The organism is Gemmata palustris (genome assembly GCF_017939745.1).
Taxonomy (GTDB): domain Bacteria; phylum Planctomycetota; class Planctomycetia; order Gemmatales; family Gemmataceae; genus Gemmata; species Gemmata palustris.
On the sequence record NZ_JAGKQQ010000002.1, the window covers coordinates 466,899 to 486,632 of the forward strand.

Sequence of the window (19,734 nt, forward strand, 5' to 3'; positions counted from 1 at the left end):
CCGACTTAGGCAGCGGCGATGGTCTTACGGCGCAGGACGCGCCCGAGGCCGATCAGCGGCAGGCCGAGGCCCGCGAGCACCAGGGTGGTCGGTTCCGGGGTGCCGACCACGGGGCCGCCGTCGCCTTGCGGCACCAGCGTCGAGGTGATGTTGCTGTCGACGTTCCCGCTGATGGCCTGCGGGTTGGTGGCGGTGAAGAAGCTCTGCGCCGTTTCCCCGTACAGCGAGGTCGCGGAGAAGTTCCCCAGCGTCAACTGGCCGGCCGGGATGGTCGGCCCGTTGTAGGTGAACGTCAGGTTCGCGATGTTCGGGTCGTCCTGCGGGTTCAGGCGGTCCGGGGTCGGCCCGAGGTTCGAGGTGCTGAGCGTCCAGTACTGCGCGAAGCTGGCATCCGGCGAAGTGGACGTCACCGCGGCGGACCCGGCCTGGTAACCGGCGAAGTCGTAGATGGTGAAGTAGTTGCCGGCCTGCAACTTCATGTCGGTCGGCAGCACCACCGAGTACGTCCAGCGGAAGTTTCCGGCTTCTGGCTGAACGGTGACCGAGACGGGCAACAGCCCGGCGTTGGTGGTCCCGGCGCTGACCACGATCGCGACGGCCGCGGTGAACAGGCGGGTGATCCAGGTTCGACGAATCATGCGGTAACCCTCCGTGATAGGCGATGTCTCGACGGTCCGACGCGGTCGTTCTTGACCGTTTGGGGCAGGGCCGGTGCTCCGGTCCGAATCCAGAGCCAGCCCCGTCGGTTCGTTCGGGCGGCATCTTTAAGCGAACTGCCGGAACGTGTCAACCGCAGGTCGCGCGGGGCAAACGCCCCGGGATTCCTAGCGTTTTGTGACCGAGCCACGTGGCGCGAGGGAGAAAAGGAGGGCCAAAAATGAATGAATTGGGCCCCAAGGCCACTGACAGAGGTGTTTCCCGGTCCTAACCGGCCGCATTATTCGCACGGATGTCTGGTGCTCACGCGGGTAACGCTCAGGCGGTCGAACGGCGTCACGCGGTACAATTCAACACCAGCCCGGGCACCGACCGACCAACATACTGCGTCCCAAACAATCGGGTTGCCGCCCGAGTCAATGGCGACCGTCGAAGATATCGTCGCGTCGGACCTGCGGCGGTTAAACAGCGCGAATCGGCGACGAGGTGGCACGAACAGCGACCGGGCCACGGCAAGGAGTGCGGTCGCGTAGCCGGGCGGTGGGGGAGTAAACTCGTAGCGAACGTTGTCCACGGCGTAGCACAGCGTCACTGCGCCAGATGCTGGCTCTGAGTGACAATGCACAGAGGTCGCACCATCTCGGACGGCCATCAGCAACACATAAATCCAGAACCTTCGCAGCTCTTTTGACAGTTCAACGGCGCCGGCCGGAAAATGAACGACCGCGTTGCCTTGGTCATCAGCGGGCCACGACTCGCAGGGGCCAACCAGGTCCAAGACGTGAAGAGTGACCGCGGCCACTTCAATCTCCGCAACGGGCTTACGGGTGGATTCTCAACCTGACTGGATTGAGCAGTGTAAATGGAGTTCGTGTGCAGTTGTGCCGAATTAGCGCTGGAAAAAGAAGTGGGGCACGGGATTCGGTCGGGGGACTCGCATACCCCGACTATTCCCGTGCCCGTGTTTGGCGTGATGTCTTTCTTGAGTCGGGACTCGCATACCGACTCGACACAAGGTAAAGCACGCGCGGTGCCAATTGTGATTTGCCTCACGATGCAATTTCAGCAAACAGCGATTTACAAACGATTTGCGGCGATAAGAAATATTTTCGCGGTCTTTCAGCGGGAGTGAGCGACAGCGCGGGCGGGGTAATTCGCGCTGTTTCAATACAGACGATGTGCGATCCTGCAAAACGGCCGCCTCAAAGAAACCTGCCCGGAAGCATCGCGGGCAGGGGCGGGCGTCGCTACTTCCCGGTAACACGGACGGACTGTTCTTCCTTCAGTGGGTTCCGCAGGTGCGCGGCCTTCACTTCTGCCGTGAACCGGGCGTCTCCGGTTTGGGCCGCGTCGACTTCGACCGTGAACGTGAGCGTTTGACCCGGCTGCAGTTCATCCACCGTCGGGAACACAACGCGCCCGGCGTTATCGATGCGGCCCTCCGCCGGCCCAGTGCCGCGGAACGGCTTCAGTTCCGGCGGGGCTAGTGCGGTTACGTCGATATTGCGGGCGGAAACGGTCCCCTGGTTCTTCACGCGGATCTGGAACCGGACTCGCTTGCCCACCTCCACGAGCCCGGGCGGGGTCGCGAGTTCGAGCGAGAGGGCCGCGTTCCCGATCACCGCGACCGACGCTTCCGCTCGACCCTCCACCGGCGTACCTACCGTTTTGCCGTTGTTGGTTGCGTCTGCCAGCACGGAGACGGTCACACCGGCTTGCGCCGCGAGTTTGATCGCATCGCCTTCGAGCTTGAACGATTTCTGCGTGCCAGAAGCCAAGTCCGCGAGTTTCCACTCCACCGAACCCGGGCCGATGGTGCCGCCGTCCGCAGCGGTGATCTTCACCTCGGGCGGGAGCGTGGCTCGCACCACGGCGTTCGACACGGGCGCGTCGCCGCGATTGGCCACCGTGATCGACCAACTCACCTGCTGGTAGAGGTACGCGAGCTTCGGGCCGGTGATCGCGACCGCGAGTTCGGCTTTGCGGACCTCGACGGAAAGTGGTTCCGCCGAAGCGGACAAATTGCCGTCGCCTGTCGCGCGAACGCGGACACCGTACCTGCCGGTGGCCTTTGCGGTCAGCGGAAGGTCGAGCGTCTTCGTTTGTCCCGGCGCGAGGGTACCGGCAGTGAGTTCGACCGGACTGCGCGCCGTGCCGGAGAGCAACCCCTCATCGAATTGTGCCCACACGGTCACGTTCTCGGCCGGTGCCGCGCCGCCGTTCGTAATTGCGATGCGCCCCGGGATGCGTTCGCCGGCGAGTGCGATCGGGGGCACTTCGAGCACGAGGTTCAGTTTCCCTTGCTCGACGCGCGTCGTCGCGCTCGTGTCCGCTCGCATACTGTCGGCGGTGACGGCTTCCGCGGTGATTGTGACTTGCCCCACCTTCGCGGGCCTCACCTGCATCACGACCGACTGCTTCCCCTTACCGCTCACGGGCGGGAGGTCGAAGATCAGACCGCCCTTTTCGTCCTGACGAGTGGGCGGCGGTTCGCTGCGCGAAAGGGTCGCGCTGTCGGAAATCGTAACCCGCACGCGCGCGTCCTTGCTGTCCACACCGGCAATGTTGTCGAGCGACACCGTCACCGGGAACGTGCCGATCGCGCTCGCGACCGGAGGCGCGTCCACCTTGAGTTTCACCTCGGCCGTTGCCCACTCGACGACCGTTTCGCGCCGGCCGACGACCGTACCGGGGCCGACGCCGTTCTCCGGGGGCTTCACCACTTCGACCGCGACGCGCGTCTTGCCGGCCTTCGGGTCGCGCTGAACGAGGCGCACGGCCGCTTCGCCGTTGGTGTCGGTGAGCGCTTCGGCTTCCTTCCCGCCGCTCCCGGACAGGCTCGCGGTGGTGTCGTCTCCGCTCTTTGACACGAGAACCGCGGGCGGGCCGCCGATCACCCGGTACCGCACGCGGAAGTTGCTCCCGGCGTCCGCCGACGCGGGGTTGATGCTGGTCGCGAGCGTCGTTTCGCCGCCGATGCGCACGGTCGTGGTTTCGGGGAACTTGAACCGCGAATCGCCCCACATCACTTTTGTGATGACGCGCCCGTTGTCCCAGTTGAAGACTTCCGGCGCGTAAGCGGTGACCACCGTCTCGCCCGGGATGGCCGAGCTGATGACCACAAACGTTTGTCCCGGTTCAACGGCCACGTCGTCTTTCGGGTCGTCGTTGCCGCGCGTGATTGTCTTGGGAATGTAAGACGTGTACGTGACCGCGTACTTGTTATCGACCTTGTACCCGCGCCCGGCGAAGACCCCGGACTCGTCCGCTTCGACGATGTTCCCCGGCCCCTCGATCATCCACTCCACGCGCCGGTCGCGGCGCGGTACCCCTTCCTTGTCGTACACGGTGGCGACGAGGACGATTTGCGAGCCGAGCGGCGCGGTCGCGTTGCCGCCGGGTTTGATTTCGAGGCGGCACGCCTTCGGGTCGAAGTCGCGAAAGTAACCGAACCCGCGGGGCTTCGCGTGCGTTTGCTCGATCCGCCCGGGCGGGAGCCAGTACGGGAACGTGGCGGGGTTGTACGAGCACCCGCCGATACCCGCGACCGCAGCGACGAGAACCAGAGCGGCGAGGCGTGCGAACATCGGTGCGAAACCCTCCGCGCAGGGACTCAGGCGCGTGAGGAGATACGCAGAGTTTGAAAGAAGTGCAAGCCGGGTCTGGCCCGGCCGACACGAGGAACAACCGCGGATAACGCGGATCGCGCGGATCAGACAGAACAGAGAACAGAGATCAGAAGGCAGAGAACAGAGGCCAGAAAACAGAAGACAAAGGACCGGGGCTTTTAACCCCGGTAAGGGCGATCGATGGTAGCCAGGGGTAAGGCGCTAGCGCAACCCCTGACTAAACGAGCCGCTCCCTTGCCAGTAGTTTCAAGTGATTTGGCAGTGCCGCATGGGAGTTCCTAAGTTCAAGGTTCTCAGGCACTTGAACGGGAGCCTCCCATGCGACGTGGTTACTCTACGATCACCCCGGCGGTGGTCCACGCACTGACGCGCCGAACGTTGGAACGGGCCCTGGGTTGGACCGACTACAAGCGGTCGGTCACGCGCACCCAGTTGCTCGACCTGGTGCTGTTGATCGCGGGCACCACCCGCACGTTGTTCGCGGTAGTGACCCGGTACTTCGGGTTCTCCCACGAGACCGCGCGACAGGCGATGCACGCCAACCGGGGTTCCCGGGACCAACTCACGGCCCGGTTGGTGGATGCCCTTCACCAGGTGGCGGGGTTCACGCGCCGGGACCGGAGGCGCCGGTGGACGTGTGCCATCGATGTGCATTACGTCCCCTTTTATGGGGATCGCAGCACCCCGGGGATCATCGGCGGACCCAAGAAGGCCGGGACCTCGTTCTTTCACGCGTACGCCACCGGGGTACTGATTCACAAGCACCGGCGGTACACCGTGGGGCTGATGAGCGTGACGAAAGGAACCAAGCCGCACCAGCAGGTGCAGACCCTTCTGGACCAGGTGGCGGCCCGCGGGCTCACGGTCCGCGGGGTGGTTCTGGACGCCGGGTTCGACAGCGGGGAGACCCTGTTGCTGTTGCAGGAACGGAACCTGAGCTACACGGTCCCGATGCGCAAGAAGGGCACCGGTACCAACCGCCGCAACGCCAGCTACACCCAACCCCACGGCACCATCACCACCATGGAGTGGGTCACCGAGAAGAGCCGCAAGGCGGTATCGACTCGGGTGCTCGTGTGGCAACGGAAGGGCGAATCGCACGCCCGGGTGTACGCGTTCCGCGGGTGGGGCGATGCGACCGCCGTGTCGGAGGCGAACCGGGCTCGGTTGGGGCGCCGGCGGTACCGAGAGCGGTTCGGGATCGAGACCAGCTATCGGCAGAAGAACCAGGCCCGCGGGTGGACCACCAGCACCAACCCCGAGTACCGGTTGCTGCTCGAGGGCGTGGCCCTGCTGTTGCGCCAGGTGTGGGTGTACCTGACGCTCCGGATCGCTCGGGCACGCGGGCTCGCGCCGACCGCCTGGGTCGCCCAGTTCCCGTTGGCCGAGATGCTCGACTGGCTCACGCAACGGATCCGCTCACGATACCCACGCACACGATGTATTACCCTGCCACACAATACACTTACAACCAACGCAACGCCTTGAAACTACTGGCGAGGGAGCGGTGCAGAGACATCCCGTGTGTCGGACACCGAAAACCGTGGCAGCCTCCCGCTCCCTCGCGGCTCGTTCGGTCACTGGAAACCCCGCTCCCTCGCGGTCGCCGCTCGTTCAGTCACTAGTCGTCGTTACTGACGCTCATGAAGATGCGGAGGACGTACCAGAACAGCAGCGCCACGGACGCGAACAGTTGCAGCGCGGCCGACACGTGCTGGTCGGTGCTGTAGTGGTGCATGATGTTCGACGTGTCGTAAATGATGAACCCACACGCCAGAGCCACCATCAGCGCCGCGAACCCCAACCCCAGGCTGAAGCCGCCGATCACCGCGGCAATGACTAGCCCCATCCCCAGAAGTGCCCCGACCCACAGGACCGGCCCGAGGAACGAGAAGTCCTTGCCGGACGTGAACACGGCCGCGGTCAGCCCGCCGAACGCGGCCAGCGTCACGATCCCGGCTTGCAGCGGGAGGTCTTTCCCGGCGTACTGCGGGGCCTGCGTCGCGACGATCAGAATGGGCAGGAAGATGATGACTTCCAGCAGTACGTACAGCGTGAGCCCTGCGTACTGCACGCCCACCGATTGGCGCGACCGGGCCATCATCTGTGCCCCGATGCCGCCCACGACGAACAGCACCATGAGCGCGATCCACGCGCCGTTGCCCCCGGAGGCGAAGAGCGACTTGAACACCTCCATCCCGAGGCCGGACGACAGCAGGGCCGCTTCGATCCCCACGAACGCGAGTACCGCGCCCGCGAGGTGGGCGTAGGTCCGGCGAATGAACGCGACGCGGGCGCTCGGCGGGGCTGAGGCCACGGTTTCGCTGTGGTATCCGTCAACGAGGTAGCTCATGTTGAACCTCTGCTAGTGAATTTTCGCTTCGTCTGACGCTTCTGCCGAATCAATGCTGCGGGCGCTGCAACCTGTTTCTCTCAATTGCGCAAGAGTAACTCGCAACCAAAATTGCGGGCCGTACCGCCGCGAGAGCACGGTATTCGTTCAAACTAAATGGGATGGTACACGAAATGCCAGCAGATGCTGGGAAAATCGGTTCGATGGCTCTGTACGATCGGTTCTTGGCCCCGCTCCAAACGGCTAACAATGGCTAACGTTCCGCGCCCATTTTCCGCACGCGCACCACGTACAAAACTCATGAAAAACCAGAGAAAACTGCGCCCCCACTAACATTTGCTAACATTTTTGGGTTCGGCCGATTCTTGCCCCGCCCCGCCGGATTTTCTGACTCACGACAGAGCGCATTCCGTTGAGAAAATACACCCTCTATCGGTAAACAGAGCGGCCGCTTAACCCCGAATCCGCGAACTCACTGCACTCGGGATTCCGGCCATGAACGCTGTGTGCAAAGACGCTTCGGTGGAATGTCCCCAAAGGCCACCCATTCTATGCACACTGCGTGCCGCGAGACAAGTCGCTTCACGCCGCGGTACGGGCACCGCGTGCGTTACGAAAACGCGGATCGTAAGCGTCGAGTCCGAACGGCGGGCGGTAGTGATACGTACCCGCACCCTCGTGAGGGGTGCAAGTCAACAGCACCCGCTTGTTGTGAGCGTGCGGGGGCGGCGGCGGGGGTTCGGGCGTGACGTTATCGAGCAGGGTCACCATATCCGGGCGCGAACCGCGCAGGGCCGCGCGGCACATCTCAATGCGCCACCGCCAGCCGAGCCGACCGGGTGGCGGAGCGAGCGGCGGGGGCGGTGGGGCTTGCGGTTCCAGGTAGCCGGCAACAGTGTTCGCAAAGTACGTCGCTGTCAGCACTTGTTGAAGCGCCCCGACGGTCGGGAGCCATTCGCAGTACTGATTCGGGAAGTCGTACAGCGCCTCGTTCGGTTCGAGGTTGGTCGCAACGGGGCCGTCGACAACGACGATCGTGTTCGGGTGGCAACAGTGCCGGATCTGCGCGAGCGCGTGGAACGGGTCGTGCAGGTGGTAATAAACGCCGAGGAAAAGAATTACGTCGAACTTCTGCCCGCGCGCGCCGAGCGTGTAAACGGACTGGTTCTGATCAATTTCGATGGACGAGCCGAGCAGCTCTTTCGCCAGGTGAATGCCGCGCCCCTGGGACCAGTTCTGCCCCAGGTCGTCACTCGCGAGTACCGATCGTGCCCCGCGCTTCTCGGCGAAGAAGCTCCAGTACCCGTCCCAGGCGCCGATATCGAGAACCGATTTGTCGCGGAAATCAATGGTCGCGAGGTGCGACTCCATGAATTTCCAGATGTGCCGGTGCTGTTCGATCTGGTGGCAGTGCGTTTTGGTCCGCAATCCATTCCCGAAGTCGAACTCGTGGTACCACGTGACCGCGTCCAGTTCCGCCTGCTTCGCAGCGATGTCCATATCGCCGATTCCTCGTGGTGGTTGCACTCCGGCCCGACTTCGGGTCATCCTTTAAATACGGCATTTCGCGCGGTCGTGCCACAGCAACCGAGGAGTGTGTTTTCAAAGTGGCATGGCATTTTGCGCGCCGTAACTCCCCGTGACGAAGAGCCACGGCACGCGGGCGCCCACGACTTCGACTACCCGCGGATGATCTCAATCACTTCGGTCTTGGTCTTCGTGTCGGACTTTGTGGGCATGTCCAACAACTTCCGCCAGGCCGCCGCGGTCGGGCTGGTGTCTTTGCCCGTCAACTCGCGCAACGCGGCGAGCGCGGCCCGGTGGTACGGCGACAGTACGCCGATCTCTTTGGGCGTGAGTTTGTCGCGATAAGCGGCCGCTTCATCACCGGTGAGCGTGCGTTCGCGAACGAGGAAATCGAACCGCTGCAGTTCCGGCCACGGGTGCGCGTCCGCGACCGCGAGCATCACCGAGAAATCTTGCCGCAAGTACGTGACGTCGAGGCGGATCATCAGCTCCGGCGACGATTGGCGGTAGCCCTGGGCCGGTGTCGGGAGCGGCTGGCCCTGAACCGGTACTTCGGCCGCGAGTGCGGACGCGGGCACGACGCTATTCGCGTTCGGCGCGTGACACATCATGCAGTTGCGGTGGTGGTTCACCTTCACCATCTCGCGCACGACCAGCGTTTTCTTGTCCGCGTCCTTCTTCAGTTGCGGCATCCGCGGGTCTTCCTCCTCGAGCACCGCGACGAGTTCGGCGATCAGGTCCGTGCGCCCGATGCGGGTGATCGCGTCCGCGGACCGCTTCGCGACCGCGGGGAACGGGTAGCGCAGCCCCTTCACCAGAATATCGGTGTAGTCCTTTTCCCGGCGCACCTTGAGCACATCAATTGCTGCGTTCCGCACTTCGTCTTCGGACGAAAAGACCGCCAGCTTCGCGAGCGCCTTCGTCGCTTCCGCGTGCTGAACAGCCGCGAGGTACTTCACCAGTCCGGTGCGCAATTCCGGCGACTCGGGCGCGAGCATCTGCATGAGCGCCGCGATGCGCGCGACCGCAACGTGTTCCGCGAGCACCTTGTCGGTCCTGGAGCGAGTCGCGTCTTCTTGATCGCAGAACGTGGTGTAGAGCGGCCAAAAACCTTGCACCCCTGGAGGAACGCCATCGGCTTGCCTGCCAAAAGTCGTTTGGTTGGGGAACGACCTCCGGATTGTTGCGACCGCGTGCCCGAACTGTTTGCTGCGCTCGCCAGAAGTGCGGCAGTCGTCACCCATCGCGAAAGGCAAACCCGCGAGATCCGGGCGATTCTCCACAAGCGCGGCCATGAACGCATCGGTCTTCTTCGCGTTCATGTGATTGATCTTCGCCAGTTGGTGCGCGGCCCGTTCGGTCAGCTTGCCGTCCGAGGGCACTTTCTCGGGGCGGGCCTCGAACTCAACTTCCTCTACTTTCGTGAGATCGTCCGTCACGAGAGGTCCGCGCGCGCGGGCGATCTTCGGTGCCGGGGGCAGCAGGTCTTTTACGGACGCATTTGGGTCGATCTTAAAGGCGAGTCGTATGGGTGCGGGCATGGTCGGTGGAAGGCCCCCAACCGACGGCATGAAGTTCGGAACGGGCTGGGGTTGGGGCGGCGTGGGCAGGGCGGGCAGTTCCAGCGAGGGTAGCGGGGACGTGGCGGGAGGCGGTGGAACCGGGATGGTAATAGGAGGTGGAAGAAGGGTTTGCACACCGGTTTGCTGTGCCAGTGCTGGCCCTGACAGCATCAGCGCGCCCGCAACGAGCACTGGTACGAACCGCGAACTCCGGTAACCGACCATGACGTGTCCCTCCTGGAGTTAGTAACCTTCATCCCGACCCACACGGGCACAAGGCGGGGAGAATCTTACCCTGAGCGGAACGACGATCACAAGCCGGACTTGAAAACTTTACAAGCTTGCTGGAGTGGCAGTTTGAATCACGCCCCGGCGCGGAGCCGCGCGAACGCGGCACCGATGTCGATTTCGGCGAGGGCGTTCGCCCGCGAGCACACGTCCATCAGAATTCGATCCTGTACGCGCCCGCGTTCGAGGGCCTCGCGGTACGGGGTGCGGTGGAACGAGACCATCCCGTACTTCGAGACGAACTGGCCCGGGTAGCGTTCTTCGAGCTTGTGTTCGAGTTGCCGCTTCAAGGCGAAGTGCGGATCGGCTGATGTGTCGCGCATCTCGATGAAGTTGTCCAGCGCCAGTTGCGCGATGGCGTCGGTGTTCGGCTTCCGCGACGCGAAGAACCGCGGGAACACCTCGTCCCAGTTTCCGCCCTGCTCGTCGTACAGGTCCGCCAACACTTCGCAATCTTCAAACGCGCAGTTCATTCCCTGGCCGAAGAACGGGACGATCGCGTGCGCCGCATCGCCGAGCAGAAGCGCGTGCCCAGCGGAATACCACGGCGAACAGCGCACGGTGACCAGTCCGCCGGTCGGGTTGCGGAAGAACTCGCCCGGGAGGTCGGCAATGAGCGGGACCGCGTCCGGGAACGTTTGGGCGAAGAACGCCGTCACGTCGCTGGGCACTGCGAGTCGATCGAATCCCGGGGTGCCTTGGTGCGGCAGGAACAGCGTGCAGGTGAACGAGCGATCGAGGTTCGGCAGCGCGATCATCATGTACCCGCCGCGCGGCCAGATGTGCAGCGCGTTCGGTTCCAGCCGGAACGTACCGTCGGGCGCGGGCGGGATCGTCAATTCCTTATAGCCGTGGTCCAAATACTCCTGTGAGTAATTCATGCGCGTGTTTTGCATCAGCGCGAGTCGCACCGCGGACGCCGCACCGTCGGTGCCGATCACAACGGGGGCTTCGACCCCGAATTCGCGCCCGGCGGCTTCGTCGCGGATAGACAGCGTCTGCGTGCGGAGGTTGTAATTGGTGCAGCGGTGCTGGAAGTGTACGGTGGCGTTCTTTTCGCGCGCGAGGGCATCGAGCAGTTGCACGTTCAGCCCGCGGCGCCCGACGGAGTGAATGACTTCGTCGGCCGTGCGCCCGTAGGGGATGAGCGAACAGGTACCGGTTACGGGGTGGATGTACCGGCCGCGCATCGGGATCGCCCGCGCCAGCACCTCGGCGTCGAGGCCCACGCGGTTCAGGGCGTGAATCCCGCGCACCGAGAGCGCGAGGTTGATCGAGCGCCCCTCTTCGATCTGCTCGGCGCGCACGTCCGCGCGCCGCTCGTAGACGGTGACGCTCACCCCTCGGCGCGCCAACATCAGCGCGAGCAGCGCGCCGGACAACCCGCCGCCGACCAGAGTGACTTCACGCATGGGAGGTTCCGCCGTTGGGTGGCGTGAGGCGCCCGGGGTTGAAACCCCGGGCTATTTCCGGTGACCCCATTCGGGGTCCAAAAACCATAAACCGGCGTGTCTTCGCGGCCCCAACGGGGCCACCGGGAATAGCCCGGGGTTTCAACCCCGGGTACCTTGTGCGCGCCGGACGAGCCGCGACCGCAAGGGAGCGGGAAGCGCCCCGCTCCCTTGCCAGTAGTTTCAAGGCATTGGAGCGGTTGTAAGTATTTTGTGGGGCAGCGTGATACATCGCGTGCGTGGGTATCGCGCGCGGATACGTTGTGCGAGCCAGTCGAGCATCTCGACCAACGGGAGTTCAGGTACCCACGCATTCGGGCTCCGGTTCCGTGCGCGAGCGATCCGAAGGGTCAAGCACACCCACACCTGTCGCAACAGCAGCGCCACCCCTTCCAGCAGCAACCGGTACTCGGGGTTGGTGCTCGTGGTCCACCCGCGGGCCTGGTTCTTCTGCCGGTAACTGGTCTCGATCCCGAACCGCTCCCGGTACCGGCGCCGCCCGAGCCACGCGCGCCTCGCCTCGGACACGGCCGTTCCCTTGCCCCACCCGGAGAACGCGTACACCCGCGTGGGATTCGCCCGGGCGGCGCCACACGAGCACCCGGGTGGGCACCGACCGGCGGGCCTTCTCGGTCACCCCGTCCATCGTGGTGATGGTGCCGTGAGGTTGCGTGTAGCACTCGTTGCGTCGGTTCGTGCCGGAACCCTTCTTGCGCATCGGCACGGTGTAGCTCAGGTTCCGTTCCTGCAACAGCAACAGGGTCTCCCGCTGTCGAACCCGGCGTCCAGAACCACCCCGCGGACCGTGAGCCCGCGGGCCGCCACCTGGTCCAGAAGGGTCTGCACCTGCTGGTGCGGCTTGGCTCCTTTCGTCACGCTCATCAGCCCCACGGTGTACCGCCGGTGCTTGTGGATCAGGACCCCGGTGGCGCATGCGTGGAAGAACGAGGTCCCGGCCTTCTTGGGTCCGCCGATGATCCCTGGGGTGCTGCGGTCCCCGTAAAGGGGACGTAATGCACGTCGAGGGCGCACGTCCACCGGCGCCTCCGGTCCCGCCGGGTGAACGCGGCCACGTCGTGAAGGGCATCGACCAACCGGCCCGTGAGGTGGTCCCCGGAGCCCAGGTTCGCACGAACGGCCTGTCGCGCGGTCTCGTGCGAGAAGTGGAAGTACCGGGTCACCACGGCGAACAGGGTCCGGTGGTGGCCGCCACTAACAGCACCACGTCCATCAGTTGGCCCACGGTAACGGAGCCCTTATGATCGGTCCAACCCAGGGTCCGTTCCAAGGTCCGGCGCGTCAGTGCGTGGACCACCGCCGGGGTGATCGTAGAGTAACCACGTCGCATGGGAGGCTCCCGTTCAAGTGCCTGAGAACCTTGAACTTAGGAACTCCCATGCGGCACTGCCAAATCACTTGAAACTACTGTTGCGGTCGCGGCTCGTTATACAGGGCGCGCGCCACTTCCTCGCGATCGCTCGTTTTACAGAGAATCCGAACCCGCGTGAATCGCGGACAGCACCTCCGCGCACCGCACCACGTCCGCGAACCGGTTGTACAGCGGGACCGGGGCGAGGCGGATCACGTCCGGTTCGCGCCAGTCGCAAATGACGCCGTTCGCGCCGAGTGCGGTGAACGCCTTCTTCGCGTCGCGCTTCACGCGCACGGAAAGCTGGCACCCTCGGTGAGTGGGAGCGGAGGGCGTGATGATCTCGATCCACTCCGGGAAGAGTGTGCGGAGCGTGCGATCGAGGAAGCCCGTGAGCGCCTCACTTTTTGCGCGGAGGCGGTCCATTCCGGCGTCCGCGAACAGTTCGAGTGACGGTAACAGCGCGGCGAGCGAGAACAGTGGCGGGTTGCTGAGCTGCCAGCCTTCCGCGCCCAGAATCGGCTCGAACTCCGGCCCCATTTGAAAACGGCTGTGCTTGTCGTGGCCCCACCAGCCCGCCATTCGCGGGAGCGGGTCGCGTGCGAACCCGTGGCGCTCGTGAACGAAGCACCCGGCGACGCAACCCGGCCCGCCATTGAGGTACTTGTAATGGCACCACACGGCGAAATCGGCGTCCCAGTCGTGAAGCGCGAGCGGCACGTTGCCGGCCGCGTGCGCGAGGTCGAACCCAGCGGTGATCCCGTACCGGTGCGCGGCTTCTGTAATCGCCGCGATGTCGATGCGCTCGCCGGTGTAGTAGTTCACGCCGTCCATGAGCACGAGCGCCAGTTCGCTCGCGTGCTGCTCGATGAGGGCAACAACGTCTTCGGTGCGCAGCGTGTGCTCGCCTTCGCGCGGTGCGGCGGTGATGAGGGCATTTTCTGGCGTGAATCCGCGTAGGGCGATTTGCGATGCCAGTGCGTACCGGTCCGAGGGGAACGCGGCGTGCCCGACGAGCACTTTGAAGCGCGCCGGTTCCGGGCGGTAGAAGCTCGTGAGCATCAGGTGAAGATTCACCGTGAGCGTGTTCATCGCGACCACTTCGTGCGGGGCCGCGCCCACGATCGTCGCGAGGTGTTCGGCAAACAACTCGTGGAACGACACCCACGGGCGCTCGGGCTTGAAGTGCCCCTCGACGCCGAGCGATTCCCACGCGAGCAGTTCCTGTTCGACAGATGCGCGGGCGGCCTTCGGCGCGAGGCCGAGCGAGTTACCGCACAGGTACCTTGTTTCCGAGCCGTCCGTGTGGTGCGGAACGCAGAACCGATCGCGGAAGTGCGAGAGTGCGTCGATCCGGTCGAGTTCGTCGGCTCGTGCGCGAAGTTCGGCGATCGTCATACCGCGCCATCCAGATCGAAAAGGAGTGGGCGAGACGGGGCCGCGTCCGAAACCAGCGGCGGCACCTGGACCATGAGCGCGTAACGACCGTCCGGCACCCGATCGGGCACGAAGATCATCTCGGTGACCGTGCGCTGACACGCACGCGCATCGGGCAATTCTTTTGAACCGGGCGGCACGTCCCAGAATATACGGTGCGCGGTCAGATGTCCCCCGTCTATCAACGGATCGAGCGACGGTAGATCGACGAGCAGGTGCTGCACACCGTGCACGCGGATCGCGGCCATTGCGTCGGGTCCGAAGTAGGGAGTGGTCGCGTCCTCCCACTTGCGCGTGATTTTGTCCGGATCGTTCGGGAGCGTGCGAACAACGAGCGCGTTTCGGAACTCGACCGGAGCCCTTCCTATGGCGCGTTCGATCGCATCCGCGCGGATCTCGCGCCCCTCGGGAGCCACCGAAAACAGCACACACGGCAGGAACAACGGCAGCGTAACCTTCGAGAGCGGGAAGCGTTCCGTCGTGAGGTGCCCGACGCTCTCGGTGTGCGTACCGTTGCAGTGCGGTGTCAGTTCGATTACGTCACAGTTACACGACCCGCCCCGTCGCGTGTCGAGCACGAAGCCGTCGCCGGAGTACGGTCGTGCGGTCGCGGGCGGAACTCCGTATGCGTTCGGTTGCGGGCCGTGCGGATCGAGCGGAATGGAGATATCGACCCACTTGGTGAGGGGGTAGATGCGCGCTCCGATGGTGACCTGCGCGAACGGCATGAGGGCACCTCACGACCCGGTTTACTCGAACTGTTCCGGTACCACCCCCAACCACGAGCACGCGGTCCGAAAGAGCAGATTCTCTTCGGTGTCGCGCGGAAGGTTCATGGAGCGGATGAGCGATCCCGGTTCCGTTTCGCCCAGCGGGAACGGGTAGTCCGTGCCGAGCGCGACGCGGTCCGAACCCATGACGTCGATCAGGTATTGCAGACTGCGCGCGTCGTGTACGAGCGCATCGACCACGATGCGGCTCAGGTACTCGCGCGGGTTCACAGTGTTGTGAATCGCGCACAGGTCCGGGCGGCAGCGGAACCCCTGTTCGATGCGCCCGATCGTTGTGGGGAACGACCCGCCGCCGTGCGCGAACGCGATCCGCAGTTTCGGGAGCCGCTCCAGCACGCCGCCGAAGATCAGTGACACGATCGCCCGCGTCGTTTCGGCCGGCATTCCCACCAACCACGGCATCCAGTATTGGTTCAGTTCGTTTTTGCCGAACATCTCCCAGGGGTGAACGAACACCGCGGCGCCGAGTTCCTCCGCGCGCTGGAAGACGGGGAAGAGTTCGGCCGCGTTCAGGTTCGCCTGGTTGACGTTCGAGCCGATCTGCACCCCGCGGAAGCCGAGTTCGTGAACGCAGCGGTCCAGTTCGCGCACCGCAAGGGCCGGGTCTTGAAGCGGCAGCGTGCCGAGCCCGATGAACCGCTTCGGATACTTCCGCACCGTCGCCGCGATGTCGTCGTTGAGGAACCGGGCGACCTCGTACCCGTGCTCGGGCTTGGCCCAGTAGCTGAACATGACGGGCACGGTAGAGAGCACCTGCACGCGGACGCCGCACGCCTCGCACTCTTCGATGCGCTTCTCCGCGCTCCAACAGTTCATCTCGATTTCACGGAAGAACTTACCATCAACCATCATGTGCGCGCAGCCGGGCCGGTGGTGCGCGAGTTCCACGAACCCGCCGTAGCCGAACCGGTCGGCCCAGCGCGGCAAGTGTTGCGGCAGAATGTGCGTGTGGATATCGACGGTGAGCATCACGCGCCGGCCTTCTTCGGGTCCGTGAACCGTTCCCCGCAAACCTTGCAAACGCGCTTGGCTTCGTCGCCGTAGAACCGGGTGAAGATCGGCGGGAGCTGCGTGACGATGTTCGTGATGTGGGCGAACTCCTCGTGCAATTTGGCCCCGCACCCCTCGCAGTACCACTGGAAACCGTCCATCTGGTCCGCTTCGCGCTTCTTCTCGATCACGAGGCCGATCGTGCCATCGGGCCGGCGCGGGGAGTGCGGCACGCGCGCCGGGAGCAGGAAGATGTCCCCCTCGCGGATCTGGATGTCCACAATCTTTCCCTCATCCTGCACCTTCAGAACGATGTCGCCCTCGACCTGATAGAAGAACTCTTCGCCCTCGTTGACGTGGAAATCCTTTCGCGTGTTCGACCCGACCACCATGATGATGGAGTCCGCGTCCTCCCACACCATCTTGTTGCCGACCGGCGGTTTGAAGAGGTGGCGGTGCTCGTTGATCCAGCGCTTGAAGTTGAGCGGCGTGCGGAGCATGTCACACTCTCCCGCGAATTAGTCGATGGTGGCGATGACCTTGAGTTCGACGTGAATGGGCGTCGGTAACCGGTTGACCTCGACTGTCGTGCGGCACGGTTCGATACTGCCGAAGTGCTCGCGATAGATTTCGTTAAATCGCTTGAAGTCGCGTTCAATGGATGTGAGGAACACCGTCACATCGACGATGTTCTCCCACGAACTTCCCGCATCTTCGAGGATGAACCGGATGTTGCGGAACACCGACTTCGCCTCTTCCACAATGTCGTAGTCGAGCACGGTTCCCGCTTCGTCCATCTTAACGCCGGGGATCACCTTGCTCCCGCGCTCACGCGGCCCGATCCCGGACAGGAACAGCAGGTTGCCGACTTGCCGCGCGTGCGGGTACGCGCCGACCGGCTCCGCCGCGCGCTCCGAAACGATCTTGCGCTGAGTGGGGTTCATGCTTCACGACAATTTGAGACACACGTTCTTCGGCTCGGTGAAGAAGCGGAGCGCTTCCCACCCGCCCTCGCGCCCGACGCCCGACTGTTTTACCCCACCGAAGGGCGTTCTCAAATCACGAACCATCCAGCAATTCACCCAGGTGATCCCCGCGTGCAGATTCCCGGCGACGCGGTGGGCGCGGTCCAGCGAGCGCGTCCATACCACGGACGCGAGGCCGTAGGGCGTGTCGTTCGCGAGCGCGACCGCCTCGTCTTCGGTCTTGAAGCGGTACAGCGACGCGACCGGGCCGAAGATCTCTTCCTGGCTCGTGCGGCAATTGTGTGGCAACCCCTCGATCACTGCGGGCGACAGGAACCAGCCGTTCGCACATCGACCTGGGGGAGAGATCACTTCGCCGCCACAGAGGATCGTACCGCCCTCTTTGCGCGCCAGGTCGAGGTAGCTGCGCACCTTCGCGTGGTGCTGTTCGGAAACGAGCGCACCCTGTTCGGTCGTTGGCTCCAGCGGGTCGCTGACGCGGAGCTTCTTCGCCCGGGCCACGAACTCCGTTTTGAAGCGCTCGTAGATCGCGTCCTGCACGAAGATGCGCGACCCGCACAGGCAGATTTCACCCTGGTTGCTGAAGGACGAGCGCAGCGTGGTCGCGAGCATTTCGTCGAACGCGCAATCATCAAAAACGAGGACCGGGTTCTTCCCGCCGAGTTCGAGCGAGAGCTTCTTGAACAGGGGCGCTGCGACGGAGGCGATCCGCGCGCCGGTCTTCGTTCCCCCGGTGAACGAAATGGCCTTGGTGGTCGGGTGCGCGCAGATCGCTTCACCCACCTCGGGACCGGTGCCGTGAACGAGGTTCAGCACGCCCGGCGGTAATCCCGCCTCGCCGCACAACTCCGCGAACATTGTGGCGGTAACGGGCGTGATTTCGCTCGGCTTCGCGACCACGCAGTTGCCGGCCGCGAGTGCGGGAGCAATCTTCCACGTGAACAGATACAGCGGAAGGTTCCACGGCGAAATGCACCCCACCACGCCGAGCGGGGTGCGGAGCGTGTAGTTCAGCACGTCGGCGGACGTCGGGTGGCACTCGCTCGCGAAGTGCTGAATCGCCCCCGCGAAGAACCGGAAGTTCGACACCGCGCGCGGGATGTCCACGGCCCGCGCTAGTGACACCGGCTTGCCGTTGTCCTTCGATTCCGCGCTGGCGAAGCGGTCGAGTTGTGCTTCCAGTTTGTTCGCGATCGCGTCGAGGATCGCCGCGCGCTTCTCGACCGGCGTCTCGCGCCACCCGCGGGCCGCGCGCTCGGCCGCGATGCACGCGGCGTCCACGTCCGCCCGATCGGACGACGCGACCTCAGCGAACTGGTGCCCGGTCGCGGGTTCGTAGACGGGCAGGTACTCACCGCGCACCGGCGCGACGAACCGCCCATCGATGTAGTTCTGCAGGCGCTCGCGCTCAGACACAGTGCAACCTCCCGCCGTCAACCGGAACACTCACGCCGGAAATGTACCCCGCCGCAGGCGACGCGAGGAACGCGATCACGGCCCCGATCTCGCTCGGCTCGGCGAACCGGCCGGCCGGGATCTCCGCGCGCATTTTGGCTTCGACTTCTTCCTGGGGGGTGCCGCTCGCACCCGACTTCCGCTTGATGATCGCCTCCAGGCGCCCGGTCCGCGTGGCGCCGGGGAGCACGTTGTTCACCGTAACGCCGAACTTGCCGACCTCGCGCGACAGCGTTTTCGCCCACGACGCGGTCGCGCCGCGGATCGTGTTCGACACGCCCAATCCCTCGATCGGCTCGCGGACGCTCGTGGAGACGACGTTGATGATGCGGCCGTACCCCTGCGCCTTCATTGCGGGCAACGTCCATTGCGCGAGTAAGTGCGCGGCGAGAACCTGTTGCTTGAACGCCGTGAGGAACTGTTCGGGTGTCGCGTCCACAATGGGACCGGGAGGCGGACCGCCACTATTGTTCACGAGAATGCTGAACGCCGGCGCGGATTGTAACTGCCTCTCCAGTGCGGGAATCAGGTCTTCGATTTGTTGCAGGTCCGCGCGCAGAAACGCGAACGTGTCTTCGCTCGTTGGCTCGGATCGCGCGAGCACAGTTACATCCGCTCCGCGTGCCGCGAGTTCGCGCGCCGCCGCGAGGCCGATGCCCTGCGATCCGCCGCACACCAGTGCCTTCTTGCCAGCGAGGTCGTTCATGAGATGAAGTGCCCGAGAACCAATGGCGTTGCTTACTGACATCCTACACGGCGCGCGGTAGAGAGTCGGGAGCGATGCGCCTGCGGCAACCTGAATTTGCTTCTACGCAGTTTAGCGACTGGTATTCCAATTTCGCCGTGGTATCTTCGTCCCGGTTGCGCTCATTACTCGGCTCGGTCGGTGCCCATGTTGCCTGCTGCCCTCCCTTCGGTCCGATTCGCGTGGTGGAACGTGTATAGCTTCGCGCACTTCGACACGAACCGAGCCGGTGAAGATCGGTGGCCGCTTGAGCAGGCCGAATATGACGCTAATCGCGCGCGAGTCGATACGGCCCTGCGGCACCTCATCAACACGCACGACCCGGACATCTTGGGACTGGGCGAGATCACATCGACTGCGGCAGAAGCGTTACAACTTCGGTTATTCCCTGCTTACGAATCGTCTGCGGAAAGTACAGTGAATGCGATTGCATTCCGCGTCATATATCCGACAATTATTTACTAACTAACATTAACATTTGTGACAAATCATGC

General features: G+C 64.1%; 17 protein-coding genes. 1 reads left to right on the forward strand and 16 read right to left on the reverse strand.

Features of this window, described 5'->3' with window-relative positions:
- Positions 1–5: 5 nt before the first annotated feature.
- A complete protein-coding gene (locus J8F10_RS36335) occupies positions 6–638 on the reverse strand; it encodes a PEP-CTERM sorting domain-containing protein (RefSeq protein ID WP_210663046.1) in 633 nt (210 codons plus the stop codon).
- A 1,266-nt stretch (positions 639–1,904) separates the two neighbouring features.
- On the reverse strand, positions 1,905–4,244 hold the full coding sequence (locus J8F10_RS36340) for a DUF11 domain-containing protein (RefSeq protein WP_210663048.1): 2,340 nt from the start codon (positions 4,242–4,244) through the stop codon (positions 1,905–1,907).
- Positions 4,245–4,604: 360 nt separating this feature from the next.
- Here J8F10_RS36340 and J8F10_RS39600 point away from each other — a divergent pair, with 360 nt between their 5' ends.
- Positions 4,605–5,774 carry a transposase gene (locus tag J8F10_RS39600; RefSeq protein ID WP_246522717.1) on the forward strand — a complete coding sequence of 390 codons (1,170 nt, stop codon included), beginning with the start codon at positions 4,605–4,607 and terminating at the stop codon, positions 5,772–5,774.
- Between the two features lie 133 nt (positions 5,775–5,907).
- On the opposite strand, the gene J8F10_RS36355 is transcribed toward J8F10_RS39600, so the two are convergent.
- From J8F10_RS36355 to J8F10_RS36415, 14 genes are all read right to left on the reverse strand, one after another.
- Entirely contained in the window at positions 5,908–6,639 is a 732-nt protein-coding gene (locus J8F10_RS36355; protein WP_210663049.1) for a Bax inhibitor-1/YccA family protein, read from the reverse strand.
- A 582-nt stretch (positions 6,640–7,221) separates the two neighbouring features.
- Positions 7,222–8,139 carry a class I SAM-dependent methyltransferase gene (locus J8F10_RS36360; RefSeq protein ID WP_210663051.1) on the reverse strand — a complete coding sequence of 306 codons (918 nt, stop codon included), beginning with the start codon at positions 8,137–8,139 and terminating at the stop codon, positions 7,222–7,224.
- Positions 8,140–8,318: 179 nt separating this feature from the next.
- Complete coding sequence (locus J8F10_RS36365; protein WP_210663053.1) at positions 8,319–9,953, reverse strand: HEAT repeat domain-containing protein; 1,635 nt, start codon at positions 9,951–9,953, stop codon at positions 8,319–8,321.
- 137 nt (positions 9,954–10,090) lie between these two features.
- Positions 10,091–11,428 carry an FAD-dependent oxidoreductase gene (locus tag J8F10_RS36370; protein ID WP_210663055.1) on the reverse strand — a complete coding sequence of 446 codons (1,338 nt, stop codon included), beginning with the start codon at positions 11,426–11,428 and terminating at the stop codon, positions 10,091–10,093.
- A 222-nt stretch (positions 11,429–11,650) separates the two neighbouring features.
- Positions 11,651–12,031, reverse strand: a complete 381-nt coding sequence (locus J8F10_RS39605) for a hypothetical protein (RefSeq protein ID WP_246524771.1) — start codon at positions 12,029–12,031, stop codon at positions 11,651–11,653.
- Positions 12,032–12,199: 168 nt separating this feature from the next.
- Positions 12,200–12,505, reverse strand: a complete 306-nt coding sequence (locus tag J8F10_RS39610) for a hypothetical protein (protein ID WP_246524773.1) — start codon at positions 12,503–12,505, stop codon at positions 12,200–12,202.
- Between the two features lie 139 nt (positions 12,506–12,644).
- Positions 12,645–12,815: a hypothetical protein gene (locus tag J8F10_RS36380; RefSeq protein WP_210663057.1), complete on the reverse strand. Its 171-nt coding sequence runs from the start codon at positions 12,813–12,815 to the stop codon at positions 12,645–12,647.
- 135 nt (positions 12,816–12,950) lie between these two features.
- Positions 12,951–14,234: a kynureninase gene (gene kynU, locus J8F10_RS36385; protein ID WP_210663059.1), complete on the reverse strand. Its 1,284-nt coding sequence runs from the start codon at positions 14,232–14,234 to the stop codon at positions 12,951–12,953.
- Entirely contained in the window at positions 14,231–15,001 is a 771-nt protein-coding gene (locus tag J8F10_RS36390; protein ID WP_210663061.1) for a cyclase family protein, read from the reverse strand. The genes kynU and J8F10_RS36390 overlap by 4 nt, the downstream gene beginning before the upstream one ends.
- Positions 15,002–15,022: 21 nt before the next feature.
- Positions 15,023–16,033, reverse strand: a complete 1,011-nt coding sequence (locus tag J8F10_RS36395) for an amidohydrolase family protein (protein ID WP_246524870.1) — start codon at positions 16,031–16,033, stop codon at positions 15,023–15,025.
- The gene (locus tag J8F10_RS36400) at positions 16,033–16,554 is read right to left on the reverse strand and encodes a 3-hydroxyanthranilate 3,4-dioxygenase (protein ID WP_210663064.1); all 522 of its coding nucleotides are present in this window, start codon (positions 16,552–16,554) and stop codon (positions 16,033–16,035) included. Before J8F10_RS36400 ends, J8F10_RS36395 begins: the two co-directional genes overlap by 1 nt.
- An 18-nt stretch (positions 16,555–16,572) precedes the next feature.
- A complete protein-coding gene (locus J8F10_RS36405; protein ID WP_210663066.1) occupies positions 16,573–16,998 on the reverse strand; it encodes a RidA family protein in 426 nt (141 codons plus the stop codon).
- A gap of 3 nt (positions 16,999–17,001) precedes the next feature.
- Positions 17,002–18,456, reverse strand: coding sequence for an aldehyde dehydrogenase (locus tag J8F10_RS36410; RefSeq protein WP_210663068.1), 1,455 nt, complete (start codon positions 18,454–18,456; stop codon positions 17,002–17,004).
- A complete protein-coding gene (locus tag J8F10_RS36415) occupies positions 18,449–19,201 on the reverse strand; it encodes an SDR family oxidoreductase (protein WP_210663069.1) in 753 nt (250 codons plus the stop codon). Before J8F10_RS36415 ends, J8F10_RS36410 begins: the two co-directional genes overlap by 8 nt.
- Between the last annotated feature and the right edge of the window lie 533 nt (positions 19,202–19,734).